This is a genomic window from Teichococcus coralli, from assembly GCF_009829925.1.
In the GTDB taxonomy this organism is placed as follows: Bacteria; Pseudomonadota; Alphaproteobacteria; order Acetobacterales; family Acetobacteraceae; genus Pseudoroseomonas; species Pseudoroseomonas coralli.
In genome coordinates this window covers 1-17,131 of the sequence record NZ_SNVJ01000028.1, presented here as the reverse complement: position 1 = coordinate 17,131, position 17,131 = coordinate 1, and the positions used below count along the sequence as shown (strand labels likewise).

The following is a 17,131-nucleotide window of genomic DNA, read 5'->3' as shown; positions in this document are numbered from 1 at the left end:
CGGAGCGGTGGCGGCGACGGTTCACCTGTTGCGCCACGCGGCGCATGACCGTGTGGACCGCATCCTTTGCGGCCGCATGGAGGGGGTGGCGCTTGGCGAGGCGGGGCGCGCGCAGGCCGCCCGCCTGGCCAAGCGCCTCGCGCCGCTCGGCCTCGCCGCGATCTACAGCAGCCCGATGCAGCGCTGCCGCGAAACCGCGGAGGCCGTGGCGAGCGCCGCGGCACTGGTGCCCGTGGTGGATGCAGCCTTCAACGAGATCGACTTCGGCGAATGGGCCGGGCAGACCTTCGCAGCGTTGAACGACGATCCTCGCTGGCAGGCCTGGAACATGCGGCGCGACGAGGGTGCCACGCCGGGTGGCGAGTCCATGCGGGCCGCGCAGGCGCGCGCCGTGGCAGGCGTCGCGGCGCTGCTGCCGCGCCACGCCGGGCAGGCCGTGGCGGTGGTCAGCCACAGCGACGTCATCAAGGCGATCCTGGCGCACTACCTGGACGCACCCCTGCAAGCCTACGAGCGTTTCGAGATCGGCCCCGCCTCCCTCAGCACGCTGGCCGTCTGGCCGGGGGGCGGAAAGGTCCTGGTGATGAACGACCTGGCCCATGACAGACCTTGTCCGGGCCGGCATGGCAGCGGAGACGGCACATGACCAAGAATCTTTCTCCGGAGGCCATCCGCAGCGGCGCAGCGGCGCTTGGCGAGTGGTTCCACAACATCAACCTGAACGGCGTCTGGACCGCCCCCAACCACTTCCTCGGCGATTATCCCGGCCAGGTCTGGCAGCATTTCGCGCATCTCGTGCCGCAGGACCTGACCGGCCTCAGCGTGCTCGACATCGGCTGCAACGGCGGCTTCTTCTCGATGGAGATGAAGCGGCGCGGCGCCCGCCGCGTGCTGGGCGTGGACAGCGACGAGCGCTACCTCGCCCAGGCCCGCTTCGCCGCCGGGACGCTCGGGCTCGACATCGAGTACCGCCAGCTCTCCGTCTATGACGTCGCCGCCCTTGGCGAGCGCTTCGACCTCGTGCTGTTCATGGGCGTGCTTTACCACCTGCGCCATCCGTTGCTGGCGCTGGACCTGATCCACGAGCATGTCGTCGGCGACCGCCTGCTGTTCCAGAGCATGCAGCGCGGCTCCCGGGCGGTGGATCAGGTCGCCTCCGACTACGCGTTCGAGGAAGCGGCGCATTTCGACGCGCCCGCCTACCCGAAGCTGCATTTCATCGAGCACCGCTACGCCGGCGACGTGACCAACTGGTGGGTGCCGAACCGCGCCTGCGCCGAGGCCATGCTGCGCAACGCCGGCTTCGAGATCCTCGAGCATGCGGCCCGCGAAGTCTATCTCTGCCGCCGCGTCGAGCCGCCCTACGGGGCCGGCGCCGTCTATCCCGCGAAGGGTCCCCGCCGATGATCGAAGCCGCGATGATCTGGAACGAGCCGAACAACAAGTCCCACTGGGACCGCGAGCTCGATCCCGACTGGGAGCTGTTCGCCCGGATGGCCCGCCTGGCCGGGCAGGCGATCCGGGCCGAGAACGCCCGCGTGCCACGCGTGCTCGGCGGCATCTCGCCGATCGACCCGGTCTTCATCCAGAAGATGGCCGCCCGCGGCACCCTGGCGGAGATGGAGGCCGTCGCCGTGCATGGCTTCCCGCTCGACTGGAACCTCTGGCAGATCGGGGAATGGCCGGCCAAGGTGGCCGAGATCCGCGCCGTGACCGACCTGCCGGTCTGGGTCTCGGAAGTGGGCGTCTCCAGCTTCGGCGCCGAGGAGGTGCAGGCCTGGGGCCTGCGCCGCACCGCCGAGCTGCTGAAGGGCCAGGCGCCGCGCGTGCACTGGTACAGCCTCTACGACCTGCCCAGCACCTGGGAGGCCACCACCCGCCACCGGGAGGCGGAGGGTTCCTCCTACTACCGCCACTTCTACATGGGCCTGCTGCGCGAGGACGGCTCGCCCAAGCCGTCGGCGGAGGCCTTCGCCGAGCATGGCGGCTTCATGGGCCTCTGCCAGTGGTTCCACTACCAGGACCACCGGCTGGACGACGCGGTGGCCTGGATGAAGCGCCTCGGCGTCCGCTACATGCGCACCGGCCTCTCCTGGGCCGACAGCTTCCGCCCCGACGCCCTGGCCTGGTTCGACCGGCAGATGGAGGCGCTGCGCGACTTCGACGTCACCGTCACCTTCTGCTTCACGCCGGAGCATCGCGGCCTCGCGCCGCACCACACCAGCCCGCCGCAGGTCGCGGAGGAGTTTGCGGAGTTCTGCGCCAGCATGATCCGACGCTACGCCACCTGAACGCGGCTCCCGGGCTGGCGCCGGCGACGCCACCCGGCTTCCGGCAGGCAAGCGGCCGTTCTTCGAGCACCTGCGGCTCCTGCTCGGCCTCCGCCATCGGTTCCGCCCTGCCGGGCCAAGCCGGAAGCGGGCGCGGAAGCGCGGCGCATCGGGGAGCCGGCTTCCTCTGAGAGGCAACGAGGTGACGGGCGACCGGGGCACGCCTCGTATCTCCGACGCTGGGGTGGGCCCCGGGCATCCCCGGGCCCGCCCCGCCGTTCCAGGCGAGCGCGCCGCATCTGCGGGTTCAGGGCGCCGCCGGCTTGCCATCATGACCACTGGTTGAGTGGCGGCCGTCTCGCGCCTATGTTCAGCGGCTGTGACAACGCCAAGGGCTGCGAAGCTTGGATGCATCTCCCCGGGACCGGGCGGCCCCATGCCCACGCCGCGGGTTCCTCCGGCGCCATCCGGGCTTCATGGAGGTGCTCGGCATTCGCCAGGGCGTCCCGAACCGGAATGGCCCTCGTCAGCAGGGCTGCCATGCGGAGGCCCGGGCCGCGCCGCCGCGGTTCGGCCTTTGCCGCCAAGCCCCGGGATGCGGCGGCGGTGGAGAACAGGCCCGGAAGGCAATCCCCCAGATAGCCAGACAGCCGTCGCGGGAGAAGCCGCAACCGCTTGGCGGGAGCCCGGCTCCGCTCATGGTGACCCGCGGTGCGGCGCCGGGCCGGCAACCATTGACGCGCCACACACTTGACGGAATGGTCATAGAAGATCGAAGACAGTGGCCAGGCACGGTAAAAGAATGAAATTTCGCAACCGTTTGCTGGGGCGGCAAAAATGCTGGCCAGGGGTTCGGCGAGGCATTGAGCGCGGGAGAGGCTCCAGCGAATGATGTACCAGATGTATCAGGCCCAGCAGGACCTGATGGCTCCTATCCGGCTCTTCGCGAAGGGCACCGGCGCCATCCTGCGCCACTTCGACAACGGGCGGCCGGAGACCTATCCGGTGCGGCAGTTCACCGCGATGCTTGAACTGCTGGGCAGCTCGGGCCTCACCCATGTCCGCCCTCCCTTCGGCTGCGCCACCGTTCAGGTTGAGAACCAGGAGGTCGCCGTGGAGGAGGAGGAGGTCTTCTCCACGCCTTTCGGCACCCTGCTGCACTTCCGCAAGGATATCGGCACGCCGCAACCCCGGGTGCTGGTGGTCGCCCCCATGTCCGGCCACTTCGCCACCCTGCTGCGCAACACCGTGCAGGTCCTGCTGCCGGAGCATGACGTCTACATCACCGACTGGACCAACGCCCGCGAGGTGCCGGTCCGCGCCGGCCGCTTCGGGATGGACGAGTTCATCGATCATGTGATCCGCTTCCAGGAGGAGATCGGTCCCGGTGGCCACATCCTGGCCGTCTGCCAGCCCGCGGTGCCGGTGCTGGCGGCCGTGGCTGCGATGTCGGAGGCGCAGAACCCCGCCACGCCGCGCAGCATGGTGCTGATGGCGGGGCCGATCGACACCCGCGTCAGCCCCACCAAGGTCAACGCGCTGGCGCAGTCGCACGATATCGAATGGTTCGAGAAGAACCTGGTGGACACCGTTCCCTGGCGCTTCAAGGGCGGCGGACGGAAGGTCTATCCCGGCGCGCTGCAGCTCAGCGCCTTCATGTCCATGAACATGAAGCGGCATGTGTCGGCGCATCTCGAGCAATACCGGAACCTGGTCGGCGGCGACTCCGAGCTGGCCGACGCGCATCGCCGCTTCTACGACGAGTACCTGGCGGTGATGGACCTGCCGGCCGAGTTCTACCTGGAAACCGTGAAGACGGTGTTCCAGGGCCATGACATGCCGCTTGGCCGCTTCACCCACCACGGCCGCCCGGTGCGCCCGGAGCTGATCCGCCACACCCGTCTGCTGACGGTCGAAGGGGAGCGGGACGACATCTGCGGCATCGGCCAGACCGCCGCGGCGCTTGACCTTTGCAGCGGCCTGCCCGCCGAGATGCGCCACAACCACCTGCAGGCGGGCGCGGGTCACTATGGCGTGTTCAGCGGCCGCCGCTGGGCCACCGAGGTCTATCCGCTGGTGCGCAGGACCATTCAGGAGGCGAACTGATCCTCCCGGCGGGGCGGATGGCGCCCCGCCGGCCGGTCCGCCATGATCGTCCCTAGCGAAAGCCTGAACCGCCCCCGCTTTCGCATCCGGCGCATCCCGGTATCCTGCGCGTCCCCAGTCCCGACAGGCAGGAAACCGGTCCAATGCCCGAAATCACGATCCAGGCCTCCGACGGCAGCGGCAGCTTCGGCGCCTATCTCGCCATGCCCAAGCAGGTTCCTGCCGGCGCGGTGGTGATGATCCAGGAGATCTTTGGCGTGAACCACGCCATGCGCGCCCTTTCCGACTGGGTGGCGGATATGGGCTTCATCGCCCTCTGCCCGGACCTGTTCTGGCGGCAGGAGCCGGGCATCCAGATCACCGATGCCACCAAGGAGGAATGGGACCGCGCCTTCGCCCTGATGAACGGCTTCGACCAGGCCAAGGGCATCGAGGACCTGAAGGCGGCCCTCGCCGCCGCCCGCGCCCTCCCCGGCTGCAACGGCAAGGCCGCCACCATGGGCTTCTGCCTCGGCGGGCGCCTGGCCTTCATGATGGCCACCCAGTCCGACGCCGACTGCAACATCTCCTATTATGGCGTCGGCATCGACCAGCTCCTGGGCGACAAGGGCAAGATCTCGAAGCCGCTGCTGATGCATGTGGCGGAGAAGGACCGCTTCGTGCCGGAGGAAGCGCGCAGGACGATGCAGGCGGAACTGGGCGGCAACGGCAACGTCGCGCTGCATGTCTATCCCGGCGTGGATCACGCCTTCGCCCGCATGGGCGGCCACTCCTGGGATGGCCGCGCCGCCACCATCGCCAACGGCCGCACCGCCGAACTGCTGGCGCGCTGCCTGGGCTGAAGACAAGGCTGGGGGAAGGATTTCCCCCAGGCCCAACTTTTCCCCTCGGGTTCCCCCGGCCTTCTATTCTCCGAGCGTCGCCTCGATCCAGTCCAGGCGCCGCAACCGATAGAGAAGGTGCCGCCGCATCGGATGCCCTTCCGGCAGGCGGGGGTGCTCGAAGGCGCCGGCGCGGCGCATGCCCAGCCGCTCCATCAGCCCCCAGGAGCGGATGTTGCCCGGCAGCGTGAAGGCCACGATCTCCCGCAGGGCGAGCGGCCCGAAGCCATGCGCCAGCGCGATGCGCGCCGCCTCTTCCGCATAGCCCTGGTGCTGGAAGGCGGGCGCCAGCCGCCACCCGATCTCCACCGGCGGGTCGGCCGGCGCTTCCCAGGGGATTGTCTCCCAGGGCAGCCGGGCCAGGCCGCAAAGGCCGATCACTCCCGGTGCCTCGCGCCGCTCCAGCGCCCAGAAGCCGTAGCCATGCGCGGCGAAATGCGCGGCGATGCGGTCCATGAAGGCATCGGATTCGACCCGGCTCAGCGTGGCGGGAAAATGCCGCATGACCGCCGGATCGGCGTTCATCGCGGCCAGGGCCTCGCGATCCGCCTCGCGCCAGGGGCGCAGGCGAAGGCGCGGACCGTTGAGCGTGACGGGTTCAGGCATGACGCGCTCCAGCCTAGCCCCGCCCGCACCGGATGCCATACCCCCCCTGTCCCCATCGGCCGAACGGGCTATGGTGCGCCGCGGAGGAACTGCTTCATGATCGCGCAATCCGTCGATGCCCTGGCCGCCATGGTGCCCGATGGCGCCCTGCTGGCCCTGCCGCCGGACAACTCCCTGCCGTCGGTCGCCCTTGCCAAGGCGCTGATCCGCCACGGCGCACGCAACCTGCGCCTGCTCGGCGTCCCGGTCTCCGGTTTCGCGACCGACCTGCTGATCGGCGCCGGCTGCGTCGCGGAGGTGCAGACCAGCGCGGTCAGCCTGGGCGAGGCCGGCTTCGCCCCCCGCTTCACGGCGGCGCTGAAGGAAGGCCGCATCACCGTGCGGGACGCCACCTGCCCGGCCATCCACACCATGCTGCAGGCCGCCGAGAAGGGGGTGCCCTTCATGCCGCTCCGCGGCATCATCGGCAGCGACATCCTGGCCCACCGGCCGGACTGGCGCGTCATCGACAACCCCTTCGCGCCGCCGGGCACCGACCCGATCGTGCTGCTGCCCGCCCTTTCGCCGGATTTTGCCCTGTTCCACGCCGTGCTGGCCGACCGCGACGGCAACGTCTGGCTTGGCCGCCGCCGCGAATGCGCCACCATCGCCCATGCCGCGAAGCGCACGCTGGTGACGGTGGAACGGCTCCACGAGGGCAACCTGCTGGAGGATGAGCGTCTCGCCCCCGGCACGATCAGCGCCACCTATATCGACGCGGTGGCCATCGCCGAACGCGGCGCCCACCCTGTGGCCTTGCTTGACGAATACGGCTTCGATGCCGATTCCGTCGCCGCCTACGCCCGCGCCGCCCGCACCCAGGAGGGCTTCGACCTCTGGCTGGACGAGCATGTGTTCGGCAGGCGCCGTGAGACCGCGGCATGATCCAGCCCGAGGAGCGCCTGGCCGCCGCCCTGGCGCGGCTGATCCTGGACCCCACCGCGCCGCCGGCGCGCCACATCGCCGTTGGCGCCGCCTCGCCCATTCCCGCGGCGGCCTGCTGGCTGGTGAGGAAGCAGGGGCACGACGTCCGCCTCTCCCTGCTGCACAAGCGCAGCGGCAACCCCTTCACCGAGGGCACACGCGAGCTGTTCGACCTCACCGGCCAGGGGCGGATCGACCTGTTCTTCCTCGGCGGCGGACAGATCGACGGGCAGGCCAACCTCAACCTCGTCGGCACCGGGCAATGGCCGGGTGGCGGAGCTTCCGGGGGCGTCCGCTTCCCCGGCAGCTTCGGCAGCGCCTACATGTACTTCATGACCCCCCGCACCATCCTGTTCCGCGAGGAGCACTCGCCCCGCGTGCTGGTGCCCCAGGTGGACAACGTCTCCGCCCCCGGCGTCTCGCCGCCCGGCGTGTTCCGCCGCGGCACCGCGCAGGCGCTGGTGACGGGCAAGGCGATCTTCCGCTTCGACCCCGCCCGCGCCCGCTTCGCCCTGGAAAGCGCCCATCCCGGCGAGGACGCCGCCAGCATCCGCGCCGCCACCGGCTTCAACTATGACGAGCCGGCCAGCCTCCCCGCCACGCCCGACCCGAGCGACGCCGAGCTGGCCCTGCTGCGCGGCCCGGTCTGCGAGGAGATGCTGGAAACCTACCCCGACTTCTGTGCCCGCGTGTTTGGAAGGAAAGCCGCCGCATGACCGACGCCATCCCGACGAATGAAGGCAGCGGCCTCGCCCGTTCCGCCGGCGCGCTCGCCGGCCTCAAGGTGATCGACCTGACGCGCGTGCTCGGCGGCCCCTACTGCACCATGATCCTCTCCGACCATGGCGCCGAGGTCATCAAGATCGAGCCGCCGCAGGGCGACGAGGTGCGCGAATGGGGTCCGCCCTTCGGCCCCGAGGAATCCGGCAAGGCCGCCAGCTACTTCATCGGCGTCAACCGCAACAAGCGGTCCCTCGCGCTCGACCTCGGCAAGCCGCAGGGCCGCGAGGTGCTGCTGCGCCTGCTGGAGGACGCCGACGTCCTGATCGAGAACTTCAAGCCCGGCGCGATGGAGAAATGGGGCCTCGGCTATGAAGCGGTGCTGAGCAAGCGCTTCCCGCAGCTCGTGCATTGCCGCGTCTCCGGCTTCGGCGCCACCGGCCCGCGCGGCGGCCTACCGGGCTACGACGCCATCGTGCAGGCGATGGTGGGGCTGATGTCCATCAACGGCACGCCGGACAGCGGCCCGGTGCGCATGGCCACGCCGGTCGTCGATCTCGCCACCGGCCTCTATTCCGCCATCGGCATCCTGATGGCGCTGCAGGAGCGCGCCCGCTCCGGCCAGGGCCAGTATGTGGACATGACGCTGCATGATTGCGGCATGGCCCTGCTGCACCCGCATGCCGCCAACTTCCTGCTGAACGGCAAGCGCCCGAAGCCGACCGGCAACCCGCATCCGAACATCTCGCCCTACTCGGCCTTCCGCACCCAGACCTGCCAGATCTTCGTCGCCTGCGGCAACGACCCAGCCTTCCGCAAGCTCTGCGCCTTCCTCGGCCTGGAAAGCCTGCCGGACGACCCGCGCTTCCGCACCAACGGCGACCGCGTCACCAACCGCGACGCGCTGACCGCCATCCTGGAGGAGCGCCTTTCCACCGAGGACGGCCACAGCCTCTGCGACCGCCTGCTGGCCGCCGGCCTGCCCGCCGGCCCGGTGCTGAACGTGGACGAGGCGCTGGCCGAGCCGCATACCGCCCACCGCGAGATGGTGACCGAACTCGGCAGCTTCCGCGCGCTGGGCACGCCCATCAAGCTCTCCCGCACACCCGGCGGCACCCGCGCCGCGCCGCCCGCCTTCAACCAGCACGGCGACGCGGTGCTGGCGCAGCACGGCTTCACGGAGGAGGAGATCGCGGCGCTGAAGGCCGAGGGCGTCCTGGTCGAAAAGCGGCGCTGAGCCGGCGCAATCCCCGGAGGGCGCGCCCTTGTCCGAGGCGCCAGGATCAGCCCATGCCCACGACGATGACGCCGCGCCTCTGGGGCCTTCTGCTGCTGCTCGCCCTGGCCTGGGGTTGCAGCTTCTTCTTCATGGCGGTGGCGGTGAAGGCCCTGCCGCCGCTCACCATCGTGCTCGGCCGGGTTGCTTTGGCGTCGGCGCTGCTCTGGGGCCTGCTCGCCCTCAACGGCCAGCGCCTGCCGCTGCGGGCGCCGGTGCTGCTGGCCTGCCTCGGCATGGCGGTGCTCAACAACCTCGTGCCCTTCAGCCTGATCGTCTGGGCGCAGCAGTCCATCTCCTCCAGCCTCGCCTCGGTGGTGAACGCCGCGACGCCGGTCTTCACCGCCTGCGTGGCGCATGTCGCGACGCGTGACGAAAAGCTGAGCGGCCCCCGCCTGCTGGGCGTGCTGACCGGGCTGGCGGGCGTGGCGGTGCTGGCCGGGCCGGCGGCGCTGCGGCAGGGCGCGGAGTGGCCTGGCATCCTGGCCGGGCTGGGCGCCTGCCTCAGCTATGCCCTCGCGGCGGTCTGGGGCCGGCGCTTCCGCGCCCTGGGCGTGCCGCCGCTCGCGGCGGCGGCAGGCCAGACCACCGCCTCCACCCTGCTGGCCCTTCCGCTGGTCGCGCTGCTCGACCAGCCTTGGAGCCTGCCCTCCCCCGCGCCGGAGGCTGTGCTGGCCCTGCTGGCGCTGGGCCTGATCTCCACCGGCTTCGCCTACACGCTGTTCTTCCGCATCCTCGACCAGGCCGGCGCTACCAACAGCGCGCTGGTGACGCAGCTTGTCCCGGTCATGGCCATCCTGCTCGGCGTGCTGGTGCTGGGCGAGAGCCTGCTGCCGCGCCAGCTGGCCGGGATGGCGCTGATCGCCCTTGGCTTCGCCCTGCTGGACGGCAGGCTGCTCCGCCCCCTCGCCCCGTTGCGGGGCTGAGGCGGCGGCCCTTCCCATCAGGCGGAGCGCACCTGGGCCAGGAAGCTCTCGATCTGGCCCCGCAACGTGTTGCTGGTCTCCGTCAGCTCGCCCGAGGCGGAGCGCACCTGCTCGGCCGCGCGGCCGTTGGTCTCGGAGGCGCTGCGCACCACCCCCGTCTCGCGCGACACAGCCGCCGCCGCCGCCGCCGTGCCGGCGATGTTGCGGGCGATCTCCTNGCCGCCGTGCCGGCGATGTTGCGGGCGATCTCCTGCGTCGCCGCGCCCTGCTCCTCCACCGCCGCCGCGATGGCCGCCGCGGTCTGGTCGATCTCCGCCACCACGCCGGCGATGCTGCGGATGGCCTCCACCGCGAGGCTGGTGGCGCCCTGGATGGCGCTCACCTGCTGGCCGATCTCGTCGGTCGCCCTGGCGGTCTGGCTGGCCAGCGACTTCACCTCGGAGGCCACTACGGCGAAGCCCTTGCCGGCCTCGCCGGCCCGCGCCGCCTCGATGGTGGCGTTCAGCGCCAGCAGGTTGGTTTGCCCGGCGATGTCGTTGATCAGCTTCACCACGTCGCCGATCCGGTTGGCGGTGTCGGCCAGTTCGCGCACGGTGCGGTCGGTGCGCTCGGTCTCGGCCACCGCGCGGCGGGAAACCTCGGCCGAGCGGCTGACCTGCCGGGTGATCTCGCCGATCGAGGCGGTCAGCTCCTCGGTGGCGGCGGCGGCGGTCTGGGCGTTGCTGGAGGCGCCGGTGGAGGCCTCGGCGAGGCTGTGGGTCAGGCGTGAGCCCTCCTCGGCGGCCTTGCTCATCTCGCCCGACATGCCGTTCAGGCGGGTGGCGGCACTGCGCAGCTTCTCCAGCGCCTGGCGCGCCTCGTCGCCGAAGCCCGTGACCAGGGTGCCCACCCGCCGGGCGCGCTCGCCCTGCGCGCGGTCCGCGGCCGTCTGGGCGGCGGCCAGACGCTCCGCCTCCTGCACCTTGGCGCGAAACACCTCCAGGGCGCGCGCCATGGTGCCGATCTCGTCCGGCCGCTCCTGGTCGGTGACGGCCACCTGCAGGTTGCCGCCGGCCATCGCCTCCATGTTGTGGGTCAGGCGCTGCACCGGCCCGCTGATGCCCCGCACGAGGTTGAGGCCAACCGCGGCAAGCCCCACCGCGCCGATGCCCAGCCAGGCCAGGATCATCCAGAGCGAAAGCTGGTAGGCCTCGCGCGAGGCGGCCGTCGCCTTCTGGGCGCCCGAGACGTTGTATTCCGTGAGACTGACGGCGGCCTGCTCAAAGGCGTCGTAGAGCGGGCGCGCCTGCACCGCCCCCGCCTTGGCCTCCTGCTGCGCGCCCTGGACGGCCAGGGCGGCCACCTGCAGCGCGCGCTCCTCGTAGCGCTTCCAGCTCTGCATCAGGTCATCGTAGAGCGCGCGCTCCTGCGCGCCCGTCAGCAGGGGAACATAGGCCGCGAAGCTCTGCGTGATCGCCCCCTGCCGCGCCCGCATGTCGCGCTCCAGCGCCGCGGCCTCGGCGGGGGTCTGGCTTGTCAGGAGGCTCAGCAGGCCCATGCGGAAATCCTTCGCCGCGCTGCTGACGCCGGCCACCACCTTGACGCTCGGCATCCAGTTGCCGGTGATTTCCTCGGTGACCTCCTGGCCGCTGGACAGCCGATGAAGGGCGAAGCCGCCGAGGCCGGCCAGGCAGACCAGCAAGGCAACCAGGGAGGCGATGATGCGCGTCTTGAGGCTCACGATGAACTCCCGGTGCGGGAATGGTTGAGGTGGGGCGCAGTATCGCGAGAACCGGTTAAGAACCCTTTCTTTCCGAACCCGGCACTGTGCCGCTTGATCTGCCGCAAGGCAGGCTGCGCGCCGCCATGCGAGGCTGCGGGCATGATCGCGGACTGCCTGCACGACCTCGCCGCCCTCGGGCCGGGCGGGCTCGCTACCCTGATGGGCGCGTTGTTCCTGGCCGGGCTGGGCGGCGGGCTGACCCACTGCGCCGGCATGTGCGCGCCCTTCGTGCTGGCGCAGGCGGCGGCCGGCGCCGGGCAAAGCGCGGGAGGCACGCTGCTGGCGCGACTCGCCGGTGCCGCGCTGGTGCCCTACCATCTCGGCCGAACCGCGGGCTACGCGGCGTTGGGCGGGCTGGCCGGCGCCCTTTCCGGCCTGGCCGGCGGGCAGTCCGGCGCGCAGTCCGGCGCGCTGCGCTTCCTGCTGGCGGGGCTGCTGCTGGCCGCGGCGCTGCTGATGCTGGCCCAGGCCTCCGGCCGGCTGGGCGCCGCGCTGCCTCGCCTGGCCGCTCCCCGGTTGCCCACCCTGCCCTCCCGCTGGCTCGGCGCGCTGCTCGCGGCGCCGGGCGGCTGGCGCGGCATGGCGCTCGGCCTGCTGCTTTCCGCGCTGCCCTGCGGGCTGCTCTACGGTGCCCTTGCCGCGGCCGCCGGCGCGGGCAGCGCTCTCGGCGGGGCACTGGTCATGGCGGCCTTCTGCGCCGGCACGGTGCCTGCGCTGGTGGGCCTTGCCCTGGCCGGCCGCTTCTTCGGGCGGCGCGCCGGCGCCCGGCTGCGGCTGGCCAGCGCCGCCCTCTTCGCCCTCAACGCCCTCCTGCTGGCGGGGCTGGCCTGGCGCCTGCTGGCGCAGGCACCCGCCGCTTAGGCTTCCTTTACTGCCCCCGCCGAAGCTGCCGCGCTCCAGGATGGAACACGGAGCAGGACCTTGGTGGCTTTGCTGGTTTCGGGCAACGTGCCGAACACCATCTTCGAGAACGCCCGCCCGGGCGACTGGGTCGGCCTCCTCTCGGTGGTGGGGCCGGAGGTGCTGGACGTCGCCCTCACCGGGCCGGACGCGAAGCTGTTCGACGCGACGCTCGACCGCCTGACCGGCACCATCACCATCGTGCCGGCCATGGTGTTCGACCGGGAAGCCTATTCGCTGCCGCTCGGCACCGATCCCGTGCTGCAGTTCGGCGTTTCCGTTCAGCTCGCCACCGGCTGGCAGAGTCTCAGCCAGAGCTGGTCCGTCACCCTGCAGGACATCGACGATGCCCCGCCGCGCCGCGTGTTCTTCGCGATTGGCGGCACCGTGCTGGAGAACGACGTCGGGGCCGAGATCGGGCGCATCCAGGGCAGCGACCCGGATACCTACACGAGCCAGCTCACCTACCGCGTGGTGTGGCCGGACGAAGCCTATTTCGAGCTGAAGGACGGCAACATCCTGAAGCTGCGCGACGGTGTGGACCTGCTGCGCGAGGGTGGCACCACGCGGCAGGTGATGATCGAGGTTTCCGACGGCAAGCGCGAGGCGACCTTTCTGCTGGACGTCGCCGTGCTGAACGCCACTGACATCGACACCCAGCCCGCTCCCCCGGCCCTGCCGCCACCGCCACCACCTCCGCCACCACCTCCACCGCCGCCACCACCGCCGCCGCCGCCTCCGCCGCCTCCGGTTGAAGGGCATACCGATCCACCGCCCCCCGCACCGCCGCAGGAGCGGCTTGAGGTGCTGGCACGGGCGGAGACGACGCCGTCAGGGGAGCTGAAGCTCCAGTGGCAGGCGGAGCACAGCGTCATCGCGCCGGACGGCAGCGTGCACCTTGAGCTCTCGGCCGGGCAGATCGTCTGGCTGCCGCCGCAGGAAGCGCTGCAGGCCGCGAACGGCGCGCTGCCGCTGGGTGGGGCCGGCATCCTGCCGCTGCAGGAGATGCTGGCGGGCACGCTGCTGCAGACTTCGGTTCCCGGCCTCTGGATCAGCCAATCCGGCGAGGGGCCGCCCCTGGCGGAGCTGGTGCGCGGGTTTCTCAGCACGCATGCAGGCGCGCTGGGCGCGCTGACCGACCAGCAAGTGCTCACCGCTCTCACCCATCTGGGCCTGGGCCAGACGGTTGAGGCGGAGGGCTTCGTGTTCCATCTGGCCGGCGATCTCGCCATGCCCGCGGGGCCGCCCGGCGGCGCCGCCAGCCCGCTTTTATCCTCAGGGACGGACGCGCTGCTGGTCACCGAGCTGCACGAGATGCTGCTGGGACGGCCGCCTTCGCAAGGCGACCTCATGCTCTGGGTGCAGCAGCTCGGCAGTGGCGCGCTGGGGCCGGACCGGCTGGTGCATGTTCTCGCCGCCTCGCCGGAAGCGCAGATGCTGCATGCCATGCAGGGCGATGCGGCCTATGTCAGCAGCCTCTACAGGGTGGCCATGAGCCAGGAGCCCGATGCCGGCACCCTGGCGCACTGGACGGCGCTGCTCAGCACCCATGCGCTGGACCGGGGCGAGCTGGCCCTGCGCATCGCGCAGGAAGCGGTGGCCAGCCATGGTGGGCCGGGAGATCTCCTGGGCCTGCACTGAATGGCTCGCGTGACTTGCAACTCATTCTCATCGGCCGCACACTGGCGGGGTTCCCATTGCCGAGGGGCTTCGCCATGGCAACGCATGGGCTTCCCACCTGGCCCTGGCAGGCTGCGCCGATTGATACGCTGCCGCCAGCGGAGGCTCTGCTGGTGGAAGGGATGCGCCTCTGGGGCGAGGCCGCGCGCCTTGGTCATCCAGCCCTGCCGGCGGCACGGCTTCCCCTCGTGACGGAGGAGGTGGGCGCGGCGGCGCCGGCACTGGATGCCGTGCTCCGGGCAGGCGGTGATCGCTTCGCCTTGTCCGGCCCGCTGGCGCCCCGCCTAGGAGGTGACGAGCCTGCTTTGCTGCTGGCTTTCTCGCTGGCGCAGCGCGGCCCGCGCCGCGAGGCACTGGCAGCCTTCCTGCGGCTGCTGCCGCCGGCGCCGGCCTATGGCGCCACCGGTGCCGCGCTCAGCCTGGCCTGCATCTTCCGCCGCGCCGGCCTCCTGCTGACCAACCCGCTGCGCTGATCCGCCGCGGAACGGATCGAAGGTCCCGGAAACTCGGCGTCCCGGCGGGGGAGCGCGAGGGGGGGGCACCCCCTCGCGGACGTTCTCAGGCCGTGCGGCTCCAACTGATCCGCCCCGGCGTGCCGCAGGCGTCGCAGACCGGCGCCCAGCGCGGATGCACCTTGCCGCAATGGCCGCAGCGCCAGCGCGGCTCCGGCGCCGCGGTGGTGGCGGCGCGCAGCCACTTGGCCTCGGCGGTGCGGGCCACCGGGCTGTCCCCATGCTCCACCTGCTCCAGCTCGACCAGCAGCAGATAGGTCCGCGCATCGGCGGCACCGGACTCGGCCAGCGCCTCAAGCTCGGTGCGCGCGCGCCCGGTCAGGCCGGCCGCCAGCGCGGCGCGCGCCAGCAGCAGTCGGCTTTCGGGGTGGGTGCGGTTGCTGTGCACCAAGGTCTCGGCCAGCTTGACCCGCGCCAGCGGCTCCGTCTCGCCTTCCAGATAGGCTTCGGCGATCTGCGGGTGCGGCGCGGTGGCCCAGCCGGCCTCCAGCACGTTGCGGGCGCGGCGCGGGCTGCCGGTGGCGCCCATCCGCGCGGCATGCGCCAGCACCGCGGGGGTGAAGCCGGGGTCGGACTGGAAGGCCTGCTTCTCCAGCTCGGCGGCGCGGGTGGCGTCGGGCTCCTGAGCGGCGGCGGCCATGGCCAGCGGCGCGCGCGGGGTGTCCGGCGCGGCGAGGGCCAGCGCCTCGCGCCAGTCCTGCGTGCGCAGAGCCAGCACGGCGCGCTCCTCGCGCAGCCAGGCGGCGTTGGGGTAGGCCGCCTCGGCCTCCCGGGCGAGCGCCTGCGCCGCCGGCCAGTCCTTGCGCTGGATCGCCTGCCGCAGCAGGCCGCGCAGCCCGAGAAAGCGGGAATCCTCGCGCTTGGCCAGCGCCTGGAAGGCCTCCGTCGCGCCCTCCTCCCGCCCGGCCATGCGCTCGGCCTCGGCGGTCAGCAGCAGCAGTTGCGGCGTGTCGCCCATCAGCGAGCGGGCCTTGCGCACCTCGCCGCGCGCCGTGTCGGCCGAGCCGGCGGCGAGCGAGACCAGGGCGCGGGTCAGCGCCGCCTCGCCCTTCTCCCGGTTGCGCGCGGCGCGGCGGGCGCGGGCGCGCGCCGGCCAGTTCGCCAGCGCGCGAAGGCCGACGATGATCCCGTGCAGCACCAGGAAGAGCACGGCGAGCAGCAGCAGCAGGATCGGCAGCGAAAGGCCGATGAAGGTGTCGCCGACGCGCACCTCCACCACGCCGCCCATCCGCATCAGCACCCAGGCGAGGCCGACGCAGACGACGCAGACGAGCAGCAGCCAGATGGCGCGACGCATCAGCCCTGCCCTCCGGCGCGGAGCTGCTGCAGGGCGTCACGCGCGGCGAGCAGGCCCTTGGCACGGTCGAGCCAGCCCTGCATCGGCGCCCTCGCGGAGTCCGGCAGCCCCTCGACGCGCTGCACCGCGCCGCGCAGGTCGCCCGCATCGAGCAGGCGGCGTGCCTCCTCCAGCTGGCCGCCCGCCGGGTCGCCCCAGACGACGTTGTCGCCGCGGCGGACGGTGACGAGGTTGCCAAGCCGGTTCGCCGCGGATTCCCAGACGCTCTGCCCCTCGGTGGAAGGCTCCGACCTGGCGCGCGCCTCGCGGGCCGCCTCCTCGAAGGCCAGGCGCAGGCTGGCCTCGGTGGGCGGGGCGGTGTCGGCGTAGCGGCGCAGCGCCGCCGGCGCCTCGCCCGGCAGGGTGGAAAGGCCCTGGCCGAGCGGGCGCCCGGCCTCCAGCGCGCTTTCCGTGGCGGTGGTGGCGATCAGCCGGTTCAGCCGCCGCTCGGCGTCGCTGATGCGGCTCTCGCGCTTCTCCAGGTTGGCGAAGCGCTCGTCGAGGGTGCGGTCGCGCTCCTGCATGCGCTGGCGCGCCGCCTCCTCGGCGGAGGCGATGCGCTGCTGCATGGCGGTCTCGATCGCCGAGAAGCGCGGGTTGAGCGCCTGCTCCGCCGCCGCGATGCGCTGCTCGATCCGCTGCTCCAGCTGCGTCCGGGCGCTGTCGATGCTCTGCGAGAAGTTCCGCTCGGCCTGCTCGATGCGCCCGGTCACGCGGTTCTGGAAGGCCTCGCGGTCGCTGGCCTGGCCCTCGAGCTGCTTCTGCAGCGCCGCAAGCTGCTGGTCGGACTTGTCGGCCCGCTGCTGCAGAGCGTCGAGGCGTTGCTGCGCCTGCGCCTGGTTCTGCTGCTGCGCGGCCTGCAGCGCGTCAAGGCGCTGCTGCGCCTGCGCCAGGGGGCCGGACTGCAGGGCCTGGAGCTGCTGCTGCACCGCGCCGATGGTCTGGCCAAGCTGGTTCACCGGGCCGGCCTGCAGCGCCTGCACGCTCTGCTCCAGCGTGGCAACGCGGGCCGGATCGACCGCAGGCTGTTCGGCATGGCGGCTGGAGAGGCTGACACCGAGCGCGGCCAGGGCCAGCACGCCGCTGACCGCCGCCACCGGCAGCGCGAGGTGGTCGCGCCGGCCATGCGCGGCGGGGCCCTGCGGTCGGCCACCGCCGCCGCCGCCCGGCGGCGTGGTGCCGGCGGGCGGCCG

The 17,131-nt window shown here is 72.0% G+C and carries 16 protein-coding genes; 12 read left to right on the top strand and 4 right to left on the bottom strand.

Annotated features, from left to right (window positions below):
• The first annotated feature begins 7 nt into the window (after positions 1-7).
• From E0493_RS20895 to E0493_RS20875, 5 genes are all read left to right on the top strand, one after another.
• A complete protein-coding gene (locus E0493_RS20895) occupies positions 8-646 on the top strand; it encodes a histidine phosphatase family protein (protein ID WP_160939207.1) in 639 nt (212 codons plus the stop codon).
• The gene (locus E0493_RS20890; protein WP_160939206.1) at positions 643-1,407 is read left to right on the top strand and encodes a TIGR04290 family methyltransferase; all 765 of its coding nucleotides are present in this window, start codon (positions 643-645) and stop codon (positions 1,405-1,407) included. Before E0493_RS20895 ends, E0493_RS20890 begins: the two co-directional genes overlap by 4 nt.
• Positions 1,404-2,291, top strand: coding sequence for a beta-xylosidase (locus E0493_RS20885; RefSeq protein WP_160939205.1), 888 nt, complete (start codon positions 1,404-1,406; stop codon positions 2,289-2,291). Before E0493_RS20890 ends, E0493_RS20885 begins: the two co-directional genes overlap by 4 nt.
• 867 nt (positions 2,292-3,158) lie before the next feature.
• Entirely contained in the window at positions 3,159-4,376 is a 1,218-nt protein-coding gene (locus E0493_RS20880; protein WP_160939204.1) for a polyhydroxyalkanoate depolymerase, read from the top strand.
• 143 nt (positions 4,377-4,519) lie between these two features.
• Positions 4,520-5,218: a dienelactone hydrolase family protein gene (locus E0493_RS20875; RefSeq protein WP_160939203.1), complete on the top strand. Its 699-nt coding sequence runs from the start codon at positions 4,520-4,522 to the stop codon at positions 5,216-5,218.
• 63 nt (positions 5,219-5,281) lie between these two features.
• Here the strand turns inward: E0493_RS20875 and E0493_RS20870 are convergent, their stop codons facing one another.
• Complete coding sequence (locus tag E0493_RS20870) at positions 5,282-5,863, bottom strand: GNAT family N-acetyltransferase (protein ID WP_160939202.1); 582 nt, start codon at positions 5,861-5,863, stop codon at positions 5,282-5,284.
• Positions 5,864-5,959: 96 nt separating this feature from the next.
• Here E0493_RS20870 and E0493_RS20865 point away from each other — a divergent pair, with 96 nt between their 5' ends.
• From E0493_RS20865 to E0493_RS20850, 4 genes are read left to right on the top strand one after another with little or no spacing between them, the layout of a single operon-like run.
• A complete protein-coding gene (locus tag E0493_RS20865) occupies positions 5,960-6,787 on the top strand; it encodes a CoA transferase subunit A (RefSeq protein WP_160939201.1) in 828 nt (275 codons plus the stop codon).
• Positions 6,784-7,542, top strand: coding sequence for a CoA synthetase (locus tag E0493_RS20860; protein WP_160939200.1), 759 nt, complete (start codon positions 6,784-6,786; stop codon positions 7,540-7,542). The genes E0493_RS20865 and E0493_RS20860 overlap by 4 nt, the downstream gene beginning before the upstream one ends.
• A complete protein-coding gene (locus tag E0493_RS20855) occupies positions 7,539-8,783 on the top strand; it encodes a CaiB/BaiF CoA transferase family protein (RefSeq protein ID WP_160939199.1) in 1,245 nt (414 codons plus the stop codon). Before E0493_RS20860 ends, E0493_RS20855 begins: the two co-directional genes overlap by 4 nt.
• A gap of 53 nt (positions 8,784-8,836) precedes the next feature.
• The gene (locus E0493_RS20850) at positions 8,837-9,748 is read left to right on the top strand and encodes a DMT family transporter (protein ID WP_160939198.1); all 912 of its coding nucleotides are present in this window, start codon (positions 8,837-8,839) and stop codon (positions 9,746-9,748) included.
• A gap of 82 nt (positions 9,749-9,830) precedes the next feature.
• Here E0493_RS20850 and E0493_RS20845 read toward each other — a convergent pair whose 3' ends face one another.
• The gene (locus E0493_RS20845; RefSeq protein WP_367614559.1) at positions 9,831-11,468 is read right to left on the bottom strand and encodes a methyl-accepting chemotaxis protein; all 1,638 of its coding nucleotides are present in this window, start codon (positions 11,466-11,468) and stop codon (positions 9,831-9,833) included.
• A gap of 141 nt (positions 11,469-11,609) precedes the next feature.
• Between E0493_RS20845 and E0493_RS20840 the strand changes: the two genes are divergently transcribed.
• From E0493_RS20840 to E0493_RS20830, 3 genes are all read left to right on the top strand, one after another.
• On the top strand, positions 11,610-12,371 hold the full coding sequence (locus E0493_RS20840) for an urease accessory protein UreH domain-containing protein (protein WP_160939197.1): 762 nt from the start codon (positions 11,610-11,612) through the stop codon (positions 12,369-12,371).
• Positions 12,372-12,434: 63 nt separating this feature from the next.
• Positions 12,435-14,051, top strand: a complete 1,617-nt coding sequence (locus E0493_RS23185) for a DUF4214 domain-containing protein (protein ID WP_367614562.1) — start codon at positions 12,435-12,437, stop codon at positions 14,049-14,051.
• 74 nt (positions 14,052-14,125) lie between these two features.
• Positions 14,126-14,563, top strand: a complete 438-nt coding sequence (locus E0493_RS20830; protein WP_160939196.1) for a hypothetical protein — start codon at positions 14,126-14,128, stop codon at positions 14,561-14,563.
• Between the two features lie 85 nt (positions 14,564-14,648).
• On the opposite strand, the gene E0493_RS20825 is transcribed toward E0493_RS20830, so the two are convergent.
• Together E0493_RS20825 and E0493_RS20820 are read right to left on the bottom strand one after the other, a co-directional pair.
• Complete coding sequence (locus E0493_RS20825; protein WP_160939195.1) at positions 14,649-15,899, bottom strand: heme biosynthesis HemY N-terminal domain-containing protein; 1,251 nt, start codon at positions 15,897-15,899, stop codon at positions 14,649-14,651.
• Positions 15,899-17,131: COG4223 family protein (locus E0493_RS20820; RefSeq protein WP_160939194.1), on the bottom strand; the 1,233-nt coding region annotated here is incomplete at its 5' end. The genes E0493_RS20820 and E0493_RS20825, both read right to left, overlap by 1 nt.